The following is a 16,312-nucleotide window of genomic DNA, read 5'->3' as shown; positions in this document are numbered from 1 at the left end:
TTCAGGCCAGGAGAAGGAGAAGGAAGCCGAAGGTGCCCGACACCACCGCGGCGATGAGGGCCTGGGAGACGCGGCGCATGCGCAGGCGGGCCATGATGGACTCGACCACCCCCACGCCGCAGGCCAGCAGGGTCATGCCCCCGAGAAACGCGGGCCAGTCGATCCACCAGGTGCCGCGCAGCGGCAGGCAGAGCTTGACCACCAGCGCGCCCAGCACCCAGAGCTTGAGGCTGGCGCCGTAGAGCACCGCGGCCAGGGGGGGGCCCGAGTGGTCCAGCACCATGGCCTCGTGGATCATGGTGAGCTCCAGGTGGGTGTTGGGATCGTCGAAGGGAATCCGGCAGTTCTCCACCAGGAACACGATGACCCAGGCCGTGAGCACCAGCGCGAGGGGTCCGCCGGCGGCGCGCCAGCCCTGGCCGGCGGCGGTGAGCATGGGCGCCAGGGTGGGCCCGCCCGAGAGGCGCGCGAGGGTGGCAAGTCCCATGAAGAGGGCGGCTTCGGCCAGGACCGCGAAGGTCACTTCGCGGGCCGCGCCCATGCCCTCGAAGGCCGAGCCGGTGTCGAGCGCGGCCAGCACCACGAAGAACCGGGCCACCCCGAAGAGGTAGGCCAGCACCACCGCGTCCCCCGCGAAGGAGACCGGGGCCGTGGCCCCGCCCATGGGGATGAGCAGCGCGGCCGTGAAGGGCACCGCCACCGACACCGCGGGCCCCGCCAGGAAGACCCCGGTGGTGGTGCGGCTGAAGACGGCGCCCTTGCGCAGGAGCCGGGCCAGGTCGTAGTAGAGCTGGAAAACCGGGGGACCCACCCGGCCCGCGAACAGGGCCTTCACCTTGTTCACGATCCCCGGAAGCAGCGGGGCCAGGGCCAGGGTCAGGGCCATCTGGGCCAGGAGCATGAGGGCGGGTTGAGCCAGGTTCCGGATCATTGCAGGGTCCACGCGAACAGGGCCACGAGGGTGAGCACCACGTACAGGAGGTAGATGGGCAGGTGCCCGGCCTGGAGGAAGCGCAGCCAGCTCAGCACCGAGGCCACGAAGGAGGCGGCGGGGTTCATGCCGCGGTCCAGCAGGGTGTCGGGGGCCTGGGACTGGAAGCGGGTCTCCCGGGGGAAGAGCCCCTGGATGCGGGGTATGCGCTCGATGGGCAGGAGCAGCCAGCGGAAGGCGTCGGTGAGCATGCGGGAGAAGCTGGAGGCCGTGTACTGGATGCGGGCCGTGGGGGCGGCGTAGCCGCAGTCCCAGGTGATGGAGCGGTTGGAGGGGCTCCTGCGGATGGTCTGCCAAACCGCCAGCCCCACCGGGATGCCGATGACCGCCACCAGGGTGAGTGCGCCCAGGCCCGCGAGGCTGCCCAGGGGGGGCAGGCCCGGGCCCAGGTCCCCCGCCGCCGCCTGCAGGGCCCTGCCCAGGGCGGCCGGGAACAGTCCGATGAACAGGCAGATCCCGGCCAGCACGGCCATGGTCCCGGTCATGCTCCGGGGGGACTCGTGGGCGGGTCCGCCCAGCTCCTTCCGGGGTTCGCCCAGGAAGACGATCCCGTAGGCCCGGGTGAAGCAGGCCACGGTCAGGGCCCCGATGACGGCCAGGGAGGCCAGGGTCACCACCGCCCACACCCAGCCCTGGGGCTGGATGGCGCGGAAGGCCCCCAGGTAGATGAGCCATTCCCCGGCGAAGCCGTTCAGGGGCGGAAGGGCGCAGATGCCGAAGGCCCCGGCCAGGAACAGGAAGGCCGTGCGCGGCATGGCGCGGGCCAGGCCTCCCAGCCGTTCCAGGTCCCGGGTGCCGGTGGCGTGCATCACCGAGCCCGCGCCCATGAAGAGCAGCGGCTTGAGCAGGGCGTGGTTGAGAAGGTGGAACAGGGCGCCGGCCCCGCCCAGCAGCACCAGGGCCGGCAGGCCCAGGCTCTTGCCCGCCAGGGCCAGTCCCAGGCCCAGGGCGATCACGCTGACGTTCTCGATGGAGCTGTAGGCCAGGAGCCGCTTGAGGTCCTTCTGGCCCAGGGCGAAGGCCATGGACATGATTCCCGAGGCGGCGCCCAGGCCCGTGAGGAGTCCCGCCCACCACAGGGGCGGGTCAGGGGTCCAGGCGATGATCCGGAGGATCCCGAGGATCCCCATCTTGAGCATGAGACCCGAAAGCAGTGCGCTCACGTGGCTGGGGGCCGCGGCGTGGGCGCCCGGGAGCCACACGTGGAGCGGGCCCACGCCCGCCTTGAGGAGGAAGCCCCCGAGCAGCAGGAGGAAGGCCGCGGTTCCCGCGGACGTCGAGGCGAAGCCGGGACGCATGGGACCCAGGTCGAAGCCGGTGCCGGTTCCCAGGGCCAGCAGGGCGAAGCCCGCGAAGAGCATGAGGGCGCTCGTGTGGGAGGCCACGAGGTAGACCCACCCCGCTTCGCGCACCGCGGCGTCCTGGTCGCTGGTGGTGACCATGAGGAAGGCCAGGATCGCCATGATCTCCCACCCGAAGAGGAAGAGCACCGCGTTGGCGGCCGCGGTGAGCAGGATCATGCAGCCCACCGAGATGCCGAAGAACAGGCGCAGCCCCGGGGCCGTGTCGGCGTGGGCGCCGTCGCTCCAGTAGCCTTCGGCGTAGAAGGAGAGGATGGCGGGCACCAGGGTGGCGGGCACCAGGATGAAGGTCCCGATGGGATCCCCCCTGAAAAGGAAATGGGCCCCGGGAAGGGCCCACCGCAGTTCGGCCTGCCAGGCCAGACCCCCGTAGAGGACGCTCCCGGCGAGCCCCAGCGCACACAGGGCCGAACCGGTCAGCATCCAGGATGCCACCCGGCCCCCGCGGGCGGACCCCGCCAAGCCGGGCACCCCCGAAAGGGTGGCCAGGAGCAGCGCGCTGAAATAAAGACTCTGAAGCACCATCGTTCCGCCGGAGCAGCACGGCCCCGGTTCGATGCGCGAGCTCTTCCTGCGGTGCGTCGGGTCGGGGCGTGTCAGCCAAGAGTCTATCATTTAATCCCATTCCGCACCTGCGGTCGGAATAATGGAGCCATGAGCCCGCATCGCCCCACCGCCCGTACGCGGCGGCACCACCGCTACCTCCGCGTCGCCCGGAAGCGCACCGTGCGCCTCCTCCAGGGGCACCTGAACCTGGAAACGGTGCCCCACGGCATCGGCAAGGCCATCGGCACCACCTTCGACCTGCTGCCCCTGGACGCCAACCTCCTCACCAAGCAGGGCGCGGACCGGACCAAGCGCCTGAACCGCCAGTTGGCCTGGTCCATGGCCTTCATCGCCGGGGCCGTCAACGCGGGCGGGTTCCTGGCCGTCAAGAGCTACACCTCCCACGTGTCGGGGACCTTCTCCCGGTTCGCCGACGCGATCGCCCGGGGCCGCATGCGCCTGGCCTACGCGGCGCTGGAGATCCTGGTGTGCTTCACCCTGGGCGCGTTCACCTCGGGCACCCTGATCAACCTGGGGCGCCGCCTGAAGTTCCGGGGCCACTATGCCCTGAGCCTGATGATCGAGGCCGGGCTCCTCCTGCTCTTCGGCCTCATGGGCGGGACCCTGAGCCATACGCGCGAATTCTTCCTGCCCATGACGGTGATCCTCCTGTCCTTCATGATGGGGATGCACAATTCCGTGGTGACCTCCATCTCCAACGCGGAGGTGCGCACCACCCACATGACAGGCAACCTCACCGACTTCGGCATCGAACTCAGTCGCCTGGTGTACCCCAACGTCTTCCACCGCCGCGGCAGCGACCCCATCCGGGGCAACCGCGACCGCCTCAAGCTCCACGGCCTGATCCTCCTGTCCTTCGCCGGCGGAGGCGTCGCCGGGGCCATGGGCTTCCGCCACGTGGGCTACAAGGTCACGGTGTTCCTGGCGGCCTTCCTTTTCGTGCTGGCGGTGCGGCCCGTGGTCCACGAGCTGCGGGTGCGCTGGCGCATGATGGGGGGGGCGCCCGACTACCGCAGCGCCAGGGCGCTGGCGCGGGAGCTGTTCATCCGCGGGAGGTAGGCCGCCTCTTCGCCTTGGCGGGGTTGGGGCGATCGGCGGGTTTCGCGGGTCTGGCGGGATCGACGGTCTGGGCCGGGACGGCGGCGGGGGCCGGCGGCACGGTCACGGTGAGGGCCTCGTCCACGAAGGTCCGGAAACGCTTCCAGTCGCTTCGCTGGGCCGCCACGCCTTCCTCGCGGCGCTCGTAGGGATAAGTTGCCTCCCGGCGGGTCTGGCGAAGCCGGAAGTCGAGGGTATCGCCCTTGCGCTCGGCGGTGAACCGGAGAGAGCGCATGGGCGTCTCCAGGTCGGCGGCGGGCATGGCGGGGGCCTTGGGGGTGCGCAGGCGGAGCGTGGCATGCCAGTCCCAGGTGGGCCCCCCCACGAGGGAGACCGGAAGGCGCCGGGGTTCGCCCAGGCGCTGGATGGACGCGGGGGAAGGCGGAAGGCCCAGGCGCGGGAGGAGCCACTCGGTGCCCGTGGCTTCCAAGGCCTCGGGGAGCTGGAAGTTGACCTTGATGCGGAACGCCTCCTGGCCGTCCTTGGGGTCCGGAAGGGGCGCGAGGTCCCACCGGGAGCCCGCGGGAAGCTGCAGGAGCGTCGCGCAGTGTTCCCGGACGGCCCGGGCCCCACCGGACAGGGCCAGGTGCCGGAGTCCGGCGCCCTCGCCGGTTTCGGTGACCGTGAGCGTGCCCTTCAGGGCGCCGGTGTCGGTCTCGGTCCCGTCCAGGAGCACCTCCACCCTGGAGGGAATGACGGCCTCCCCGGGGATCGAGGCCCAGGCACCGCCCTGATCGGTGCAGATGAGCACGCGCCGGCCCCGGTGCGCCTCGCCCAGGCGTCCCAGGGGCGTGAACTGCTCCGTGAGGTCCACGAGCAGGAAGCGGCCCTGGGGCGTCACCACTTCCGCCGGCAGGCCCTCGCTCTTGTCCAGGCGGATGCCTGCGATGACGTGGTTGAAGGCGAAGGGGCCCACGGGTTCGTCCGGTTCGATGGAACCCTCGGCGATGCGCGCATCGACGGGGACGGCGGTGAACCCCGCGCCCCGGGCCGCGGCGATGAACAGTCCAGCGAGGTCCTTGCAGTCGCCGAACCGCGCGCGGCGGACGTCCTCGGGCAATCCGGGGACCCAGCCCCGGTCGGGGGTCAGGTAGACCTGCTTGTAGGTCAGCTCCCGCTGCATCCAGCGGCGAATGGCCCGGAGCGCGTCCAGGCCGGTGGCCCCGGCCAGGTCCAGGCCGTTGTAGGGCCGGGTCCGGGGCTCGTACATGGCATGGGTCCACTTCGCGTAGGTGTCCCAGCTGGCCAGGTCGATGGCGTTGGGCACGACGGGGTCGGAAAAGGAAAGGGCCACCCAGGGCAGAACGTTCCGGGCTGCGGGTACACCGGATTCGTGGCGGGGCAGGGCGGGCACGTCGTCCAGGGCCAGGGAGGTGGCCTTGGGGTCGGGCTGGGGGAACAGCGGCGCGAAATGGCGGGCCTCCAGGCGCAGCCCGACGCCTTCGGTGGAGGTGGCGGTGAACCACCCCACCGACTTGACCATCGCAAGCTCCCAGCGCCGGATGGGACGGGGCTCCAGGATGTTCGTGGCGTCCAGCGGGCCCAGGGGATGGGTGATGACCTCTTCGGACTCGAAGGCCACCAAGCTGCCCTTCACGACCCGCGTCAGGGCGGCGACGGTGGTGGTGCCCGTGGAGTAGCTGGCCGCGTTCGCCGTGTCGACGGTCACGACGAAGCTCCTGTCGAGCTTCACGGTCTCGCCGTCGGGGCGGAGATTCCAGCCCTTCAGGGACTTGATGCGGCTGGAAGCCCCACCCAGGCCGTGGAGGACGTACCCGCCCTGGTCGAGTCCGCGCTCCGTGAGGATGCGCACGAGGCGGAAGTTGCGCTTGCGGATCTCCCCGTCGCCCCGGTAGGCGAATTCAGTGCGGTCCAAAAGCACCCAGGCGTCCGGATCCCCCGGAGGCGGGTTGGCGGCGCCCTTGAGGGCATGGGGCCCTGCCCAATCGGGAAGGCCGCGCACGTTCTGGGCGGCCAGGGCGGTGGCAAGGAGCGCGAAGAGGAGGCGGCGGGCGGTCATGGGTTTCTCTCGAGGATGAGCTGGGCGGAGCCGGCTTCGCGGATCCATCCCAGGAATTCCTTAAACGCTTTCCATCGGCCCGGGTTGGCCACGGCCCCGACCACCTTCACCTGGAGCGTGGCGACCCCTTCCGGGCCGTCGGGGCCGTCCTCGCGCACGGCGGTGAGGCTCACGGAGCCGAATTCGTTGGATCTCAGGTAGGGCGGCGTGCCCTTCCATCCGTAGCCCTCCGGGAGGCGGAACCTGCTGACGGCCTCCCGTTCCAGGCAGTAGGACAGCACGATGTAATCCGAGCGCGTTTCGGAGAGCGCGTCCGGAACCGGCAGGGCATCGGGCGTCATGGGGAAGGGATCCACCCGGCGGTGCCTTCCCATGGCCCGGTCGATGCGGCCTGACGCCTTCCACTGGATGGGCGTGCGCGGATCGGTGGCGTGGAGCACCTGGGCCTTGTCGACAAGCGTGTCCAGTCGCACCTCGAGCTGCTCGCGCAGCTTGCGGTCCTGCTCCCGGGGCTCCAGGTTCATGAACCGCACCTTCCAGCGGTAGTCGTCGTACCCGCGGAAGTCCGCCTCCATCGTGAACCGGTCCTGGTCGGGCAGGAGCTCAAGGCGGTAGGTGTCCCGCCGCCGGTTGGTGGACGCGGCCTGGAAAGGCAGGTCCGTGAAGCGGCTGGTCCAGGTTGTGGTGTCGATCTCGATGCAGGGCGTGCCCTGGTAGTCGGGGTGCACGAGGGTGGGCGGAGCGAACCGCATGGTGGGATCCAGGTGGATGGGCGGTCTCCCGGGCTCCTCGACGCTCACCAGGTAGTCGTCGATCTGGTTGATGTTCTTTTCCTCGCGGTGCAGGACGCCCTTGTCCCGGTCCACCACCAGGAGCACCTTGGGCTTGATTCCGGACTCCTTGAGCAGCTGCAGGAAGAGCACAAAGATCCCTTCGCTGTTGGCGGTGCCGCGTTTGGCCAGCGCCTCCAGGTCCTTCATCTCGATCTCCTCCTCGGCCTGCTTGCGGGTCCTGCGGGACTGCTCCTCCAGGCTCAGCCTCCGGAGGTTGAGGACCTTGGACTGGATCCGCAGGGCCAGTTCCTGGGCCAGGGCCTGGTGGCCCGCGGGAAGGTCCTGGCGTATGGCTTCCGAGAAGGCCCTGTAGCGCGATCCCATCTTCAGGTCCTTCGTGAAGTAGTCCCTGTAGAGCTCCACGACCTTCTTCCAGAACGCGTCCGTCCCTTCACGCGAAGCGGCCCGGATGATGTCGCCCTGGACGAAGAGCTTCAGCGTGGGGCTGTTCCGGGTCGCCTTCAGGGTGAAGGGGACCTCGGTCGAGGCCGGCACGTCCTTGAGGGTAAGCACCCTCCAGTCGGGTGTGGAAACCGGGACGCAGGCCAGGCCCGCGGGGCTGAAGAACCAGTCGAACCAGTTGCGCTGGCCGATCTCGACGGTGAGGACCTGGGTGGGGTAGGTGGAAGCCAGATCCCAGGTCTCCCTTCCCCGGCCGAGCTTGGCCCAGGAGAGCCATTGCCGCGGCGCCTCCCACCGGAGGTCCACCACGCAGTCGTCCGTGAGTCCCGGCGGAACCAGCACCTTCTCCTTCACCTCCCCGTCCCGGGTGGCGAGGCTCGTCTTGAGGTGGAAGTCCTTCTCGGAATCGAAGGCCAGTTCCGTGCCGTCGCGGTAGACCACCCTTCCGGCGACGGCGGCCTCCGGTCCGAAGGACGAGAATTCCGCGGCCCTGCGGCCCCGCTGGCTGCAGATGCGGATGCGGAATTCATTGAGCGCCAAGGTGTCCGTCACGCGCAGCCGCCGGGAGAGGTTGAGGGCCCCGAGGCCCCCGGGAAGGCTGGCCTCGGTCATGGCCCAGACGTCGGCGGGAATGGGCGGCCATTTCACCGGCGCCGCGCCCGCGAGGGTCCCCAGGAGCGCAAGGCCGAGGAACGCGGATGCCAGGAAGCGGTTCATGGGGACTCCGGGGCAGGGCGGGGGGCTTGCGGCGGTTGGGCCGGGGCCAGACGCGTTGGATGGGGATGGCCCAGGCTTGCGTACTTCGGCCGGGTTCGCAAGGCCGGCTCCCGCGGGGCCCGGCCGCAGAAACCCAGGCTAAGGAACAATTTATACGATTGGACCACCTTGAAGGTGGCCGGACCCCGGTGAATGCCGGGCTTCTAGGACACGAAGCCCTGGGACACGGCCAGCTCGGCGTTGAGCACGGAGCCCCCCGCGGCGCCGCGCTCGGTGTTGTGGCCCAGGAGCGCGAACTTGAGCCCCAGGACCCCGCAGGGGCGGATTCGGCCCACGTGGACGCTCATGCCGCCGTCCATCTCCACGTCCCGGCGCACCTGGGGCCGGTTCTCGGCCGCGTGGATCCGGATGGGGACCTCCGGGGCGCTGGGCAGGCCCAGGCGCTGGGGCAGGGGCTTCCAGGCCGCCAGGACCTCGCGCACCTGCTCGGGGGAGGGGTTGCCCTTGAGCCTGACGCTCACGCTCTCGGTGTGGCCGTCGATGACCGGCGCCCGGTAGCACAGGGCGGAGACCGCCATGGGATCGGACACCGCCAGGCCGTCCACGACCTTGCCCAGGAGGCGCCCCGTCTCGACCTCCACCTTGCCCTCCTCGCCGCCGATATGGGGGACGATGTTGCCCAGGATGTCCAGGCTGGGCACGCCGGGGTAGCCGGCGCCGCTCACGGCCTGCATGGAGGTCATGATCACCGCCTCCACGCCGAAGGCCTCGTGCAGCGGGGCCAGGGCCATCACCAGGACGGTGGTGGTGCAGTTGGGGTTGGTGAGGATGCTGCCCTTCCAGTCCCTGCGGGCGCGCTGGGTCTCCAGCAGGGCCAGGTGGCCGGGGTTGACCTCGGGCACCAGGAGCGGCACGTCCGGGTCCATGCGGAAGGACGCCGCGTTGCTGAAGACGTGGCCGCCGGCGCGGGCGAAGGCGGGCTCTATCTCCCGGGCGGGGGCGTTGTCCAGGGCGCTGAAGACGATGGGGGAGAGGGCCTCCGCGGGGTCGGAGGGCACCAGCACTTGGTCCCCCAGGCCCGCGTAGGGCTCGCCCTCCAGGCGCCACTCGCAGGCGTCCCGGTAGCGCTTGCCGGCGCTGCGGTCGCTGGCGGCGAGGCACGCCACCTCGAACATGGGGTGGTTCATGAGGCGGCGCACGAAACGCTGGCCGACGACGCCGGTGGCGCCAAGGACGGAGACGGGGATGCGGTTCATGGCTGCTCCTGGAGAAAATGCCGGGCGAGGCGCAGGTTGAGCTGCGCGCCGTCGGCGAGGTCCTGCATGGTGAGGTGTTCGTCCGCGGTGTGGGCCACCGTGATGCTGCCCGGGCCCGCGAGGACCGCGGTGAGGTCCGGGATGAGTTCCCGAAGGCAGGGAGCGTCGGACCCGAAGGGCACCATGGCCCGCTCGAAGCCCGGCAGGGCGGGGTAGAGGCAGGGGGGCTCGTCCACCTGCACCTCCAGCGTGCCCCGGGCGGGGCGGAGCGCCTCCACCCGGGCCAGGAAGGCCGAGGCGGGGACGGTGCGCACGTTGAGCAGGGCCTGGGCGCGGTCGGGGACGATGTTCACCGCCCCCCCGCCCTGGATGGTGCCGAGGTTCCACACCTCGGGGCCCAGGTCGGGGTCCCTTCCCGGCGGGATGCGGCGCACGCCTTCCAGCCAGTCCAGGAGGTCGAGGATGGCGCTGTGCCCCTGTTCGGGGCTGCCGCCGTGGGCGGCCTCCCCGCGGCAGGCCAGGCGCAGGTTCTTGACGCCGCGCTGCCCGGAGGCAACCTTCAGGCCGGTGGGTTCGCCGTTGACCAGGGCCCGGCAGGAGGCGAAGCGGTCCTTCCAGGCCAGGGCCTCGCGCGCGCCCAGGCTGTCGGTCTCCTCCCCGGCCACGCCCAGCCAGGCCACGCCCGCATCCCTCAGCTGTTCCACCGCCAGGAGCTGGGCCACGATCTGGCCCTTGGCGTCGCAGGCGCCCCGGGCGAAGAGGGCGTCCCCCTCCCAGCGCGGGGGCAGGAAGGGAGGCACGGTGTCCAGGTGGGTGGAGAAGAGCACCCGGGGTTCGCCCCAGGTGGCCAGCACGTTGCAGCGCCCGGGGGCCAGCTCCCGCACCTCCACCCGGGCCCCCAGGGCCTCCAGGGCCGGCAGGAGCGCGGGGAGCAGCGCGGCTTCCCGGCCCGTGGTCGAATCCAGGGCGCAAAGGTCCTCGATGAGGCGGCGCGGCGCAAGCATGGATGCTCCCACCCTAGAACCGTCCCATGGCGAATGCGTGATTTCAACCATTCAGGCCTCCCACCGTTCCCGCGGGGCGGGGTGGGACAGGAAGGGCGTCATGGCTTCCGTGAAGCCGTAGGCCCCCGCCATGCCCATGGCCAGCAGGCTCCCGGGGGCCACCTCGGGCAGCTCCACCTCCCCCAGGCGGTCCAGGCTGGTGCACAGGGGGCCTGCGAGGGTCGCGGGGCGTTTCGCCCCGCCCGAGGCCACGGCCCGGGTCGGAAAGGCCTGGCCCGTGAGCAGGGGCCGCAGCAGGTGGTTGACGCCCCCCTCCAGGATGACGAACCGCACGCCCCGGCTCTCCTTCACCCGGGTGACGCGGGTGAGGTAGACCCCGCAGGGGCCGGCCAGGAACCGGCCCGGCTCCAGCACAAGCTCGCCCGTGAACCAGGGGCAGGCCGCGAGCAGCTCGCCCAGGCCCCGGCCCAGGGCCTCCACGTCCAGGGGCGCCTCGCCCGCGGCGTACGGGATCCCCAGCCCCCCGCCCAGGTCCACCTGCTCGAGTTCCGTGCCCAGGGCTTCCTGGAGGGAGCGCGCCATGCCCAGGACGTGCCGGTGGGTGGCCAGGAGCCTGGCGGCGTCCCGCTCGTTGCTGGCGGCGAACACGTGCAGGCCGCGGATGGCCACCTTGCGCAGGCCTCCGGCGCGCTTGAGCAGCAGGGGGAGGTCCTCCTCGTCCACCCCGAACGCCGAGGGGCCCGTGCCCCCGATGATGGGCGACCCTTCCTGGATGCCGCCCGCGGGATGGACCCGCAGGTTCACGGCCACGGGGCCCGGGGCCAGGCGCTCCAGGCGTTCCAGGTCCTCCCAGCCCTCGGCCTGGACGCGCACCCCCAGGCTCAGGGCCAGGTCCAGCTCCGCGGTGCGCTTGCCGGGGCCGGCGTAGAGGATGCGGCCCGGGGCGAGCTCGGCCACCCGCGCCAACTCCCCGGCCGAGGCGCAGTCGAAGGAGGCCCCCAGGTCCCCGAAGAGCTGGAGGAGCGTGGGGTGGGGATTGGCCTTGACGGCGTAGGCCAGGCGCACCCGGGGGGGCAGGGCCCCACGCAGCGCGCGGAACTGGGCCTCGGCGGCCGCGAGGCTGTAGGCGAACAGCGGCGTGCCCTCCCGGGCGAGCCGGTCGCAGGCGGCGTCATCGAAGGCGAAGAGGTTCATGGGGTGCTCCAGAACGGGGCCAGGCGCCGGACGCCCTCCCGGATGAGGGCGGGATCCCCCGCGTAGCTGAGGCGGACGAAGCCGTGGCCGCGCGCCCCGAAGGCCTGCCCCGGCACCACCACCACCCGGCCCTCGTCGCGCAGGCGCAGGCAGAAGGGCATGGGGTCGACTCCCGGCGGCAGGGCCAGCCAGTGGTAGAAGCCTCCGGCGCCGTGTCCGGGAATCCGCCCGAAGTGGCGCGCGAAGGCCTCCGAGAAGGCCTCCCACCGCGTCCGCAGGTGCGCCCGCGCCTGGGCGAGCACGGCGCCGGACGCCCGCACCAGGGCCAGGGCCGCCAGCTGGGAGGTGCGGGCCGGCGCGGTGACCATGTACGCGTGCACGAGCCGGGCCGGCGCCAGGAGCGCCGGGTCGCCCAGGGCCCACCCCACCCGCAGGCCGGGGGCGCCCCAGGCCTTGCTCACCGAGCCCAGGACGATGCCGCCCCGGGTGACCTCCAGGAGGGAGGGCGCGCGCTCCCCCAGGTGCAGTTCGCGGTAGACCTCGTCGGAGAGGAGCAGGACGCCGCGCTTCTCGCAGGCCCGGGCCACCCGGGCCAGGGCCTCCCGGGAGCAGCCGGCTCCGGTGGGGTTCCCGGGGTGGTTCACCAGGGCCATGCGGGCCCGGTGGGAGGCGTCCAGGGCGGCCTCGAACAGGTCCGGGTCCAGCTCGAAGCCGGGGCCCAGGGCATAGGGCACGGGCTCGGCCCCGGCGAGGCGGGCCAGGGCGGGGTAGGCCAGGAAGCCCGGGTCGGGCACCAGCACCTCGTCGCCGGGATCCGCGTGGGCCTGTACCAGCGCGAACAGCGCCCCCTGGCTGCCGGCGGTGAGCAGGACGTCGCCGGCCGGCAGGCCATGGAACGCGCCCACCGCCTCCTGCATCTCGGGCAGGCCCGTGTTGGGCCCGTAGGCGCAGGGGCCGGAAAGGCGCGCCAGGGCCTCCACCGCGGGCAGGGGCAGGTCCCAGCCGGGTTCCCCCAGGCCCATGGGCACGGCGTCGGTGGGAGCGCCTTCGGAAAGGGCCCGGATGGGGCTGGGGCGCAGGTGGGCGAGGCGCGCGGCGGGGCTCACCGGAGGGCCTCCTCCAGGGCGGTGCCGGCGTCGGTCTTCCCGTCCCGGTACTTGACGATGCAGGGGGCGCTCACCGACAGGCGCTTCTGCATGGCGAACACACCCGATGCGGGCCGGGTGCCGGGCACCACCACCGCGCCCTCGGGCACCACGCGGGTGATCTCGCGCCCGTTGACCAGGTCGAAGATGCGCGTGGAAGCCGTGAGCAGGACGCCGGGGGCCAGCACCGCCCGGCGCTTGACCACCACCCCCTCGAACAGGCCGCAGAGCCCGCCCACGAAGGCGTCGTCCTCCACCACCACGGGCAGGGCTCCGGCGGGCTCCAGCACGCCGCCCACCTGGGCCGCGGCCGACAGGTGCACGCGCTTGCCGATCTGGGCGCAGCTGCCCACCAGGGCGTGGCTGTCCACCAGGGCCCCCTCGTCCACGAAGCACCCGACGTTGAGGTAGGCCGGCGGCACGATGACCACCCCCGGGGCGACGCAGGCGCCGCGGCGCACGGCGCTTCCGCCCGGCACGAGGCGCACCCCGTCGGCCAGGGCGAAGGCCCTGGGGGGGTAGGCGGTGCGGTCGAAGCAGGGCCCGGGCCACCCCGGCATTTCGGCGGTGGCGGTGGATCGGAAGCCGGCCAGGATGGCGGTCTTCACCCAGGCGTTGGCGTGCCAGGTCCCCTCAGCGTCGGGGAAGGCCGCGCGGACGGCGCCGCGCTCCAGGGCGTCCAGGAAGACCTCGAAGACCCGGGGCAGGGCCGGGTCGGCGAGGATCGCGTCCATGGGGCGGGAATAGAAGGCCTGCTGGTCCATCACGCCACCTCGCCGCGGCGGGGAAGGAGCGCCGCGAGGCGGGCCCGGGTGGCTTCGGTGGCCGGCACCAGGGGCAGGCGCAGGGCGGGTCCGCACAGGCCCAGGAGCTCCAGGGCCGCCTTCAGGGGGATGGGGTTGCTTTCCAGGAAGAGGGCGTCCATGAGGGGCAGCAGCCTCTGGTGAAGGGCGATGGCCTCCTCCCTGCGGCCCTCCAGGGCCAACGCCACCAGCCGCGCCGTTTCCCGGGGCAGGGCGTTGCCCAGGACGCTCACGAGGCCCGAGGCGCCCACGGCGATGCTGGCCAAGGCCAGGTTGTCGTCGCCCGCGAGCAGCGTCCTGCCCCCGGGCAGGGTGCGGGCGATCTCCGCGATCTGGGCGAGGTTGCCGCTGGACTCCTTCACCGCGGCCACCTGGGGGTTCTCCCACAGCCGGGCCAGGGCCTGGGGCGTGAGGTTGATCCCCGTGCGCCCCGGCACGTTGTAGACGATCATGGGCAGGCCGGGGGCCGCCTCGGCCACGGCCTCGAAGTGGGCCCGGAGGCCGTCCGGGGTGGGCTTGTTGTAGTAGGGGGTGACCACCAGCGCGCCGTGGGCGCCCTGGGCCTGGGCCCGGCGGGTCCATGCCGCGGCCTGACGCGTGGCGTTGGAGCCTGTGCCCACGATGACCGTGGCGGAACCGGCCTCCTCCAGGGTGGCGTCCACCAGGGCGTCCCGCTCGTCGTCCAGGATGGCCGGGGCCTCGCCGGTGGTCCCCAGGACCACCAGGTGGGCCCCGCCGCCGGCCACGTGGCGCACGAGGCGGCGGTAGGCGGGCAGGTCGATCTCCCCCGCCGGGGTGAAGGGCGTGGCCAGGGCCACGAAGAGTCCAGTGAAGGTCATGGCCGTTCTCCGAAAAGGGGGTCGAGGATCTCGCGGGCGAAGTCGTCAAAGGTGCACAGGCCCTTGCGGCCCCGCAGCCAGCGCGCCGCGCGCAGGGCGCCCCGGGCGAACACGGCCCGGGAGCGGGCCTGGTGGGACAGGCGCAGGGTCTCGGCGGGGCCGTCCAGGCCCAGGGTGTGGGCGCCGAACTCGGAACCGGCGCGGATGACGGAGATGCCCAGTTGGTCGGGCGCGGGCGGGGCGAGGGTCCAGCCCGTCTTGGCGGGGAACCCGGCCAGGACCGCCTCGGCCAGCCTGCGGGCGGTGCCGCTGGGGGCGTCGGCCTTGAGGCGGTGGTGGTGCTCCAGGAGGTAGGGGTCCAGGTCCCCGTCCAGGGCCGCGAAGCGCCCCAGGATGGTGGAGAACCTCGCCATGAGGGCCACCGCCAGGCTGAAGTTGGGCGCGGCCAGCACCCCGATGCGCCCGCCGATGCGCGCCTCGAGGCCGGGCAGCGCCCATCCCGTGGCGCCGATCACCAGGTCCGCGCCGGTTTCCAGGGCCCAGGCCAGGTGACCGTCCACGGCGCCCGCGACGCTTGCGTCGATGGCCAGGTCCACGGGGGTGGGCGCCTCCCCGGAACCCAGCACCCAGGCCAGCTCCAGGCCGGGGGCCGCCTGGGCCTCCAGGGCGATGGCCGATCCCAGGCGGCCCTTTCCGAAGATGCCGATCCTCATGCCTCACCTCCCCCGATGAGGACGGCGTGGAGGCGCCGCACGGCCTCCTTCGCCTCGCCTGCCGCGACGACGATGCTCAGGTTGATCTCGTTGGCCCCCATGCTGATCATCTCCACGTTGATGTCGCTCATGGCGCCGAAGGCCTGGCCCGTGATGCCCGGGGTGTGCTTGAGCCGCTCGCCCACGATGGCCACGATGGCGCGGTCCCGGGCCACCCCCACCGTGGCGAAGGCCGACAGGTCGGCGATCAGCTCCTCCAGGGGCGCGTCGGCCTCCACCGTGAGGCTGACGCTCACCTCGGCGGTGGCGATGAGGTCCACGCTCACCCGGTGCCGGGCGAAGACGTCGAAGAGCCGGGCCAGGAAGCCGCTCTGGTTCAGCATGCGGGCCGAAGCCACGGTGAGGACCGTCACCGGGCCCCGGTGCGCGAGGGCGGTGACGGGCCGGCCCGTGCGCACCTCGGCGGTGATGGTGGTGAAGCGGCCCCCGGGCCTGCGGGTGTGGCGGACCGTGACGGGGATGCCCTTGTCCACCGCGGGCTGGATGGTGGCGGGGTGGAGCACCTTGGCCCCGAAGGCGGCCAGCTCCCCGGCCTCGGCGAAGCTCAGCTCGGGGATGGGCTGGGCCTCGGGCACCACCCGCGGGTCGCTGGTGAGCACGCCCTCCACGTCGGTCCAGATCTGGATGTCCTCCGCCCCCAGCGCCGCGCCGAACAGCGCGGCGCTGAAGTCGCTGCCGCCGCGGCCCAGGGTGGTGGTGAGGCCCTGGGCAGTGGCGCCGATGTAGCCCTGGGTGACCACGGGGCCGCCGGGACCCAGGAGGGGCGCCAGGAGCGAAGCCGCCAGCGCCTCCAGCTCAGGCCCCAGGGGCCGGGCCGAGCCGAAGGTGGCGTCGGTGCGCACCACGGTCCTGGCGTCCACCCAGGGCGCGTCCATGTGGGCCGCGAGGATGCGGGTGGAGAGCCGCTCGCCGATGCTGGCGATGGCGTCCATGCTGCGCGGCGAGAGCTCCTTGAGGAGCGCCACGCCCCGCAGCAGGAGGTCCAGCTCGGCGGCGAGGCCGGCCAGGGCCCCGTCCAGTTCCCCGGAAAGCCCGCCGGGCATGAGCGCTTCCGCCAGGGCGCGGTGGCGGTCCACGAGCGCGGCGTGGAGGGCCAGGGCCGCGGGCAGGTCTCCGGCCTCGGCCCGGGAGGCCGCCTCGAAGAGCTGGTCGGTGGTGCCGGCCGTGGCCGAGAGGACCACCAGCGGGGAACGGGCCCGGGCCGCCGCGGCCAGGGCCGCCACCTCGCGCATGCGGGGCGCGTCGGCCACGGAGGAGCCGCCGAACTTCATGACGATCATCGCGCACCCCCGGAGGGCGCGGGAACCGG

General features: G+C 72.5%; 13 protein-coding genes. 1 reads left to right on the top strand and 12 read right to left on the bottom strand.

The window, feature by feature from the left end:
* Window position 1: 1 nt before the first annotated feature.
* Both ACZ5LB_RS11355 and ACZ5LB_RS11350 read right to left on the bottom strand, forming a co-directional pair.
* Window positions 2-931: a respiratory chain complex I subunit 1 family protein gene (locus tag ACZ5LB_RS11355; protein ID WP_464602333.1), complete on the bottom strand. Its 930-nt coding sequence runs from the start codon at window positions 929-931 to the stop codon at window positions 2-4.
* Window positions 928-2,874 carry a proton-conducting transporter transmembrane domain-containing protein gene (locus tag ACZ5LB_RS11350; RefSeq protein ID WP_464602332.1) on the bottom strand — a complete coding sequence of 649 codons (1,947 nt, stop codon included), beginning with the start codon at window positions 2,872-2,874 and terminating at the stop codon, window positions 928-930. Before ACZ5LB_RS11350 ends, ACZ5LB_RS11355 begins: the two co-directional genes overlap by 4 nt.
* Window positions 2,875-3,006: 132 nt before the next feature.
* Here ACZ5LB_RS11350 and ACZ5LB_RS11345 point away from each other — a divergent pair, with 132 nt between their 5' ends.
* Entirely contained in the window at window positions 3,007-3,978 is a 972-nt protein-coding gene (locus tag ACZ5LB_RS11345; protein WP_464602331.1) for a YoaK family protein, read from the top strand.
* Here the strand turns inward: ACZ5LB_RS11345 and ACZ5LB_RS11340 are convergent.
* From ACZ5LB_RS11340 to lysC, 10 genes are all read right to left on the bottom strand, one after another.
* Window positions 3,962-6,037, bottom strand: coding sequence for a transglutaminase domain-containing protein (locus ACZ5LB_RS11340; RefSeq protein WP_464602330.1), 2,076 nt, complete (start codon window positions 6,035-6,037; stop codon window positions 3,962-3,964). The two genes, ACZ5LB_RS11345 and ACZ5LB_RS11340, sit on opposite strands and share 17 nt — an antisense overlap.
* On the bottom strand, window positions 6,034-7,989 hold the full coding sequence (locus ACZ5LB_RS11335) for a hypothetical protein (RefSeq protein ID WP_464602329.1): 1,956 nt from the start codon (window positions 7,987-7,989) through the stop codon (window positions 6,034-6,036). Before ACZ5LB_RS11335 ends, ACZ5LB_RS11340 begins: the two co-directional genes overlap by 4 nt.
* A 203-nt stretch (window positions 7,990-8,192) precedes the next feature.
* Window positions 8,193-9,245, bottom strand: coding sequence for an aspartate-semialdehyde dehydrogenase (asd, locus tag ACZ5LB_RS11330; protein ID WP_464602328.1), 1,053 nt, complete (start codon window positions 9,243-9,245; stop codon window positions 8,193-8,195).
* Window positions 9,242-10,249: a M20 family metallopeptidase gene (locus ACZ5LB_RS11325; protein ID WP_464602327.1), complete on the bottom strand. Its 1,008-nt coding sequence runs from the start codon at window positions 10,247-10,249 to the stop codon at window positions 9,242-9,244. Before ACZ5LB_RS11325 ends, asd begins: the two co-directional genes overlap by 4 nt.
* 51 nt (window positions 10,250-10,300) lie before the next feature.
* A complete protein-coding gene (locus ACZ5LB_RS11320) occupies window positions 10,301-11,443 on the bottom strand; it encodes a type III PLP-dependent enzyme domain-containing protein (RefSeq protein WP_464602326.1) in 1,143 nt (380 codons plus the stop codon).
* Window positions 11,440-12,549: a pyridoxal phosphate-dependent aminotransferase gene (locus ACZ5LB_RS11315; RefSeq protein WP_464602325.1), complete on the bottom strand. Its 1,110-nt coding sequence runs from the start codon at window positions 12,547-12,549 to the stop codon at window positions 11,440-11,442. The genes ACZ5LB_RS11320 and ACZ5LB_RS11315 overlap by 4 nt, the downstream gene beginning before the upstream one ends.
* Entirely contained in the window at window positions 12,546-13,322 is a 777-nt protein-coding gene (locus tag ACZ5LB_RS11310; RefSeq protein WP_464606307.1) for a 2,3,4,5-tetrahydropyridine-2,6-dicarboxylate N-succinyltransferase, read from the bottom strand. The genes ACZ5LB_RS11315 and ACZ5LB_RS11310 overlap by 4 nt, the downstream gene beginning before the upstream one ends.
* Window positions 13,323-13,351: 29 nt before the next feature.
* On the bottom strand, window positions 13,352-14,230 hold the full coding sequence (dapA, locus tag ACZ5LB_RS11305) for a 4-hydroxy-tetrahydrodipicolinate synthase (RefSeq protein WP_464602324.1): 879 nt from the start codon (window positions 14,228-14,230) through the stop codon (window positions 13,352-13,354).
* Window positions 14,227-14,943, bottom strand: coding sequence for a 4-hydroxy-tetrahydrodipicolinate reductase (locus ACZ5LB_RS11300; protein ID WP_464602323.1), 717 nt, complete (start codon window positions 14,941-14,943; stop codon window positions 14,227-14,229). The genes dapA and ACZ5LB_RS11300 overlap by 4 nt, the downstream gene beginning before the upstream one ends.
* Window positions 14,940-16,283, bottom strand: a complete 1,344-nt coding sequence (gene lysC / locus ACZ5LB_RS11295) for a lysine-sensitive aspartokinase 3 (protein WP_464602322.1) — start codon at window positions 16,281-16,283, stop codon at window positions 14,940-14,942. Before lysC ends, ACZ5LB_RS11300 begins: the two co-directional genes overlap by 4 nt.
* Window positions 16,284-16,312: the final 29 nt, after the last annotated feature.

This window comes from Mesoterricola sp. MK458, from assembly GCF_055384935.1.
Note: the sequence above shows the minus strand (reverse complement) of the source record. Positions and strands in the feature narration are given on the sequence as shown.

What these genes read in the sequence shown, in the direction of transcription:
- ACZ5LB_RS11355 (WP_464602333.1), bottom strand. Translation starts at nt 931, where the DNA reads ATGATCCGGAACCTGGCTCAACCCGCCCTCATGCTCCTGGCCCAGATG.
- ACZ5LB_RS11345 (WP_464602331.1), top strand. Translation starts at nt 3,007, where the DNA reads ATGAGCCCGCATCGCCCCACCGCCCGTACGCGGCGGCACCACCGCTAC.
- ACZ5LB_RS11340 (WP_464602330.1), bottom strand. Translation starts at nt 6,037, where the DNA reads ATGACCGCCCGCCGCCTCCTCTTCGCGCTCCTTGCCACCGCCCTGGCC.
- ACZ5LB_RS11335 (WP_464602329.1), bottom strand. Translation starts at nt 7,989, where the DNA reads ATGAACCGCTTCCTGGCATCCGCGTTCCTCGGCCTTGCGCTCCTGGGG.
- asd (WP_464602328.1), bottom strand. Translation starts at nt 9,245, where the DNA reads ATGAACCGCATCCCCGTCTCCGTCCTTGGCGCCACCGGCGTCGTCGGC.
- ACZ5LB_RS11325 (WP_464602327.1), bottom strand. Translation starts at nt 10,249, where the DNA reads ATGCTTGCGCCGCGCCGCCTCATCGAGGACCTTTGCGCCCTGGATTCG.
- ACZ5LB_RS11320 (WP_464602326.1), bottom strand. Translation starts at nt 11,443, where the DNA reads ATGAACCTCTTCGCCTTCGATGACGCCGCCTGCGACCGGCTCGCCCGG.
- ACZ5LB_RS11310 (WP_464606307.1), bottom strand. Translation starts at nt 13,322, where the DNA reads ATGGACGCGATCCTCGCCGACCCGGCCCTGCCCCGGGTCTTCGAGGTC.
- dapA (WP_464602324.1), bottom strand. Translation starts at nt 14,230, where the DNA reads ATGACCTTCACTGGACTCTTCGTGGCCCTGGCCACGCCCTTCACCCCG.
- ACZ5LB_RS11300 (WP_464602323.1), bottom strand. Translation starts at nt 14,943, where the DNA reads ATGAGGATCGGCATCTTCGGAAAGGGCCGCCTGGGATCGGCCATCGCC.
- lysC (WP_464602322.1), bottom strand. Translation starts at nt 16,283, where the DNA reads ATGATCGTCATGAAGTTCGGCGGCTCCTCCGTGGCCGACGCGCCCCGC.